6 protein-coding genes are annotated in these 4,685 nt (G+C 68.6%); 2 read left to right on the top strand and 4 right to left on the bottom strand.

Going from position 1 to position 4,685, the window contains the following annotated elements; genetic code table 11:
- Positions 1 to 71: 71 nt before the first annotated feature.
- Genes AC08OP_RS15085 through AC08OP_RS15095 form a run of 3 tightly spaced genes read right to left on the bottom strand, consistent with a single transcriptional unit; the run spans position 72 to position 2,387 of the window.
- Positions 72 to 434 carry a metal ABC transporter permease gene (locus AC08OP_RS15085; RefSeq protein WP_476614779.1) on the bottom strand — a complete coding sequence of 121 codons (363 nt, stop codon included), beginning with the start codon at positions 432 to 434 and terminating at the stop codon, positions 72 to 74.
- Positions 431 to 1,357 carry a metal ABC transporter ATP-binding protein gene (locus AC08OP_RS15090; protein WP_476614780.1) on the bottom strand — a complete coding sequence of 309 codons (927 nt, stop codon included), beginning with the start codon at positions 1,355 to 1,357 and terminating at the stop codon, positions 431 to 433. Before AC08OP_RS15090 ends, AC08OP_RS15085 begins: the two co-directional genes overlap by 4 nt.
- Before the next feature lie 34 nt (positions 1,358 to 1,391).
- Positions 1,392 to 2,387, bottom strand: a complete 996-nt coding sequence (locus AC08OP_RS15095; protein WP_476601462.1) for a metal ABC transporter solute-binding protein, Zn/Mn family — start codon at positions 2,385 to 2,387, stop codon at positions 1,392 to 1,394.
- A 375-nt stretch (positions 2,388 to 2,762) separates the two neighbouring features.
- Here AC08OP_RS15095 and AC08OP_RS15100 point away from each other — a divergent pair, with 375 nt between their 5' ends.
- Positions 2,763 to 3,155 carry an SCO5389 family protein gene (locus AC08OP_RS15100; protein WP_462189038.1) on the top strand — a complete coding sequence of 131 codons (393 nt, stop codon included), beginning with the start codon at positions 2,763 to 2,765 and terminating at the stop codon, positions 3,153 to 3,155.
- A gap of 248 nt (positions 3,156 to 3,403) precedes the next feature.
- Here AC08OP_RS15100 and AC08OP_RS15105 read toward each other — a convergent pair whose 3' ends face one another.
- The gene (locus AC08OP_RS15105) at positions 3,404 to 3,913 is read right to left on the bottom strand and encodes an AMIN-like domain-containing (lipo)protein (RefSeq protein ID WP_476614781.1); all 510 of its coding nucleotides are present in this window, start codon (positions 3,911 to 3,913) and stop codon (positions 3,404 to 3,406) included.
- 373 nt (positions 3,914 to 4,286) lie between these two features.
- Here AC08OP_RS15105 and AC08OP_RS15110 point away from each other — a divergent pair.
- A partial coding sequence (locus tag AC08OP_RS15110; RefSeq protein WP_476614782.1) for a CapA family protein occupies positions 4,287 to 4,685 on the top strand: 399 nt, incomplete at its 3' end.

Raw genomic sequence — 4,685 nt, forward strand, 5'->3', positions numbered from 1 at the left:
GCCGGCCACACCCGCGCCGTGGCCGGTTTCCCGGGGGCGGCGGGGGCGATCTGGCTCGGCCTGGGCGCGACCTACGTCTCCTTCGCCTTCTGCCTCACCGCGGCGCTGATCAGCGCGGCTGTCCCCGGGGTGGGTGGGGCAGCCGCGATGATCAGCGCCGCGGTGAGGCAGAAGGCGAAGTAGCCGTAGGTCGCGCCCAGGCCGAGCCAGATCGCCCCAGCCGCGCCCGGGAAACCGGCCACGGCGAGGGTGTGGCCGGCGAAGGCCTGGCGGCGTAGGACCATGAACCATCCAGTTGCCCCGGCGGTCAGCGCGACGATGGTTCCGGCCCGGAACGCGTTCACCATGAACGGGTAGGCGAACATCTGCCGGACGTCGCGGACCAGGTTCCACGACAGGCCCGCGTCGGTCGCGACCACCGCCGCAGTGATCACAGGTGGCCGGTCCCGTTATGACGGTCGGTGTGTACAGCGGGCGTCTCGGGCTGGCCGACGACGACGAGGCGCCCGTCGGAGGTGGTCAGCACCTCGATGGGGGCCTGGTAGAGCCGGCTTAACGTCGCACTGGTGATGACCTCGGCGGGAGAGCCCGAGACCGCACCGCCGGCGGCGAGGTAGATGACCCGGTCGAGGCTGGGCAGGATCGGGTTGACGTCGTGGGCGACCATCAGCACGGTCACCCCCGCCGTCTGGCAGATAGTGCGGATGAGGGCCGCGACCGCGGCGGCGTTGGGCGGGTCCAGGCTGTCCAACGGTTCGTCGAGGAGCAACAGCCGGGGCCGGCGGGCGAGCGCCTGGGCGATCAGAAGCCGCTGCTGCTCCCCACCGGACAGCCGGCCGATCGGCTGGTGGGCGTAGCCGGTGGCGCCGACCTGCTCGACGAGTTCGGCGACGCGCCGCCGCGCTGTCCGGGCGCGATCTCCGCCGGGCAGCGGCAGACCCCACCGGTGGCCGTCGAGACCGAGGCGGACGATGTCAAGCCCCCGGATCCGTACCGACGGGTCGAAGCTCCGTCGCTGCGGCAGATAGCCGACCTCGGCGCGGGCCCGCCCGGGATGCTGGCCCAGCACCACCACCCGCCCCGCGGCCAGCGGCAGCAGGCCAAGGGCCGCCTTGAGCAGGGTGGACTTACCGACGCCGTTGGGACCGAGGATCGCGACGAACTCCCCCGCGCCGGCCTCGACGTTCACCCCGCTCCATACCATCCGCCTGCCGAGACGAACCGCCGCACCCTCGAACATCACCGCCGACGCAGTCGATGCAGCCGAGGCGGCCGGCCGGTCGGTGCCGGCCGGCGCCACCGCCTCGTCAACCTCGGCGCTCGAGCCGCCGGATCGAGGGTACGCCACCGCCGCCATCCTCGTTACCTTCCGCTTACGTGCCGGTTGCCACTTACTTGCCGGTTGCCTGCGCCAGCGACCCGCGCAGGGCTTCCAACTGGGCGACCTGCCACTCCTGGAACGATGCTCCGGCCGGGACGAGCGTCTCGGTGATGGTGGTCACCGGGATATGGGCCGCCTTCGCCTCCTCAACCTGCCGTTGCACGTCCGGGGTGGCGTTCTGGCTGTTGTAGACGTAGACTTTGATCTCCCCGGTCTTGATCTGACTGTCGATGGTGCTCTTGTCCGCGGCAGTCGGATCGGTGCCCTCCGAGATCGCGCGCAGGAAGGCCGGCGGGGTCAGCAGGTTCAGCCCGAGCGCCGGGGACAGCATCTCGAAGATGCTCTCCGAGGCCCCGACCGGCGTCCCGGCGTACTTCTTCTTGATCGTTGCGATGAGATCGGTGTACGGCTTGAGGGTCGTGGCGGTGAAGGATGCCCGCTGCTGATCGAAGTAGCCCGCGCCAGCGGGGTCGATCTTCTTGTAGTCGGCGGTGACCTGGTCGATCACCTTCGCGACGTCATCCGGGTTGTACCAGCGATGCGGGTTGTCGCCGTCCTTCGCGCCGACCAGGTCGCCGACGGTCAGCGTCACCCGCCCGGCCGCCGGGTTGGCCGCCGCCAGCTTGCCCGCCCACGGGTCGTAGCCGACGCCGTTGTCGATGAACAGCCGCGCACCGGCGATCGCCCGGCCGTCGGCGGGGGTCGGCTCATAGTCGTGCGGGTCGGCGTCGGGATTGTCGATGATGCTGGTGACCGCCACCCGATCGCCCCCCAGCTGGGCGGCGATGCTGCCCCAGAAGTTCTCGGCCGCCACCACAGCGATCTTCCCGCTGCCGGTGGCGCCGGTCCCGGTGTCCTCCGACGAGGACGTCCCACACGCGGCCACGACCATCGCCACGCCGGCGGCCACTACCCCCAGGCCGCGCGGCATCCGCCCGGGCCGCACCCGCCAGCGCCGCACCGTGACCAGCCGTGCACCATCCACCACGATCTCCCTGCTTGTCACCCGACCGGACCTGCTAGCAGTACCGGGATTCATTTTCGCAAAGGTAGCGGCTAATGGAAACCGTTACAAGTTCGAGTTCAAGCGGTCGGCAATGACGCGGGGCGGGCCGCCCATCCGCCCATCCGCCTGCATGATCGACCAGGTGCTTTGCCGGGTCGGACGCCCTGCGCCGTCCATCGGGGGCGCGCACCGGGCGTGCACCGGGTGTACGGAGGCGGGACGCGCCGCATCGCACGGCAGATCCGGCGGGGTGTCGGGGTGCGCCGCCGCGGCGCAATCGATCTGCACACGGAGTATCACTGTCGATATTGACAACGGTTGTTGTATCCAAGACAGTGGTGATCGTTGTCGCTGCCACCAGCCCAGGAGGTATCCATGTCCCTGACGGTGTCGCCCGACCTGTTGGAGCAGGCCGAACAAGGTCACGTCGACGAGGCCGACTTCCTCGCCTGTATCCGCACTTCCCTGCCCTACGCCTACGGACTGGTCGAGCGGCTCGCCGGCGAGCTGCCCACCGCAGCCCGCGACTTCGCCGACAACCAGACCCCGCCCGCGGACGACGCCGAGCAGGGCCAGCTGTTGCGGGCGATGGCCAGCACCTCGATACGCGCGGCCCTGGAACGGCACTTCGGCGTGGCGCTAGCCTTCCAGAACTGCCATCGGCTGGCCGCTTTCCGCCCCCAGGCCACGGGCGGCGAGCAGTACCGCCGCTTCATCTCCCCGGAGAGCCAGGTCCTCAACCAGCAACCGGAATTCGTCAACTGCTAGCCTGGGCTCCCGGGATATTTTGATCTCGATGGCCCGGCGGGCCGGTGTTGTCCATTTTGTACCTGATTTGTCCTGGACGTTCATCCACCGGCCCGCCTGGCCCCTGATCAGAATCGGGTACCACCCGCAATATGGCGTCGATCGTGGGGAGCGTCGAGGCAGACGGACCTCCTACCTCGCGTTCATCGACGCCACGAACACCAAAGCGTCGATCGCGCAACGGGACAGGGCGCTGTGGCGTGTTACCGCTACCGCGTTGGGATGCTCAGGATGACGTCGCGGCCCACGCTGCTCACGGTCGGATGCGCGGGCGGTGCTGGCCTGTGCCCACACAGCCCGAGGTAGTAGGTCACCACACCCTCGAAGTCGCCGCCCCGCTTCACGTGGACGACATTCGTTGTCCGGCCGAGAGGGAAGAGGTTCCTCGGAGCGGTGGGTTGACCTTCGAGGTTGTGTGCGGCGGCGTTGTGGAAGGTGACCTTCACGAAGGATCGTCCCAGCACAAAGACCCGATTACCGGATCCGTCCTGGATCAGCCCCGATCTCGGCACGTACTCGGCTCTGACATCTTTCGGCGCCGACGGCCGGAAGGTGAAGGTGACGATGTCCACCCGGGCGCTGGCCGCGTGGGCGAAGCGGATGTGCATGAGCACAGGTGTGACCGGTGGAGCCGCCGCCCGAGAAACCCCCACCTCGCTGAAGACCAAGCTGAGGGTGAGGAGCAGGACGGCGCTCGTGACTGTGGCGATCCTTCTCATTTCTGGTTCCTTCTTCTTCGCTGCCTGAGGGGCGCCGAAAGGCGTCCAACCTGATGCGTGTAGCCGAGCGTCTTGTGGTGGTGCCCGGGCCGGGCCAGGCACCGCACGCAGAGCGTGTGCGCCGCTCGCCCGGACCGTTTCCGGGTAGCTGGCGCACGGCAATCGGTATGAGTCAGGGCCCTGCCACGGAGGGAGACACAGATCACCGTTATGAGCCTCGGTGAAGGCGTTGGTCCTTACTCCGTGCATGAGGCCACCCCCTCGGGGGTTCCGCTCGCGGCCTACAGGTTCCGCCCTGCCCTGAGGGGCGTCAACTCGGCGAACCGGAGGAATCCGGGCCGGTGGCTGGTGGCTGGTGGCCTAGGCTGGAACCGTGCACGACGGCACAGTGACGCTGTTCCTCTGCGGCGATGTGATGCTAGGCCGCGGCGTCGACCAGATTCTGCCGCATCCAGGCGACCCGAGACTTTCCGAGGGATATATCCGGGATGCCCGCGCCTATGTCGAGCTGGCTGAAGCAGCGAACGGCCCGATTCCTCGCCCGGTCGACTTCGCCTGGCCCTGGGGTGACGCACTGCCCGTGCTGGATGAGGTCCAGCCCGATGTTCGGGTAGTGAACCTGGAAAACAGCATCACCCGGTGCGGTGACTTCGCCGCCGGAAAGGCGGTTCATTATCGGATGAGTCCGGACAACCTTCCCTGCCTGGCCACCGCCCGGCCCGATGTGTGCGTGCTGGCGAACAACCACCTGCTGGATTCCGGCCACCGAGGG

The organism is Frankia sp. CeRuru1 (assembly GCF_977966315.1).

Coding starts and splice junctions, on each gene's coding strand:
- AC08OP_RS15090 (WP_476614780.1), bottom strand. CDS start 1,357: ATGGCGGCGGTGGCGTACCCTCGATCCGGCGGCTCGAGCGCCGAGGTT.
- AC08OP_RS15100 (WP_462189038.1), top strand. CDS start 2,763: ATGTCCCTGACGGTGTCGCCCGACCTGTTGGAGCAGGCCGAACAAGGT.
- AC08OP_RS15105 (WP_476614781.1), bottom strand. CDS start 3,913: ATGAGAAGGATCGCCACAGTCACGAGCGCCGTCCTGCTCCTCACCCTC.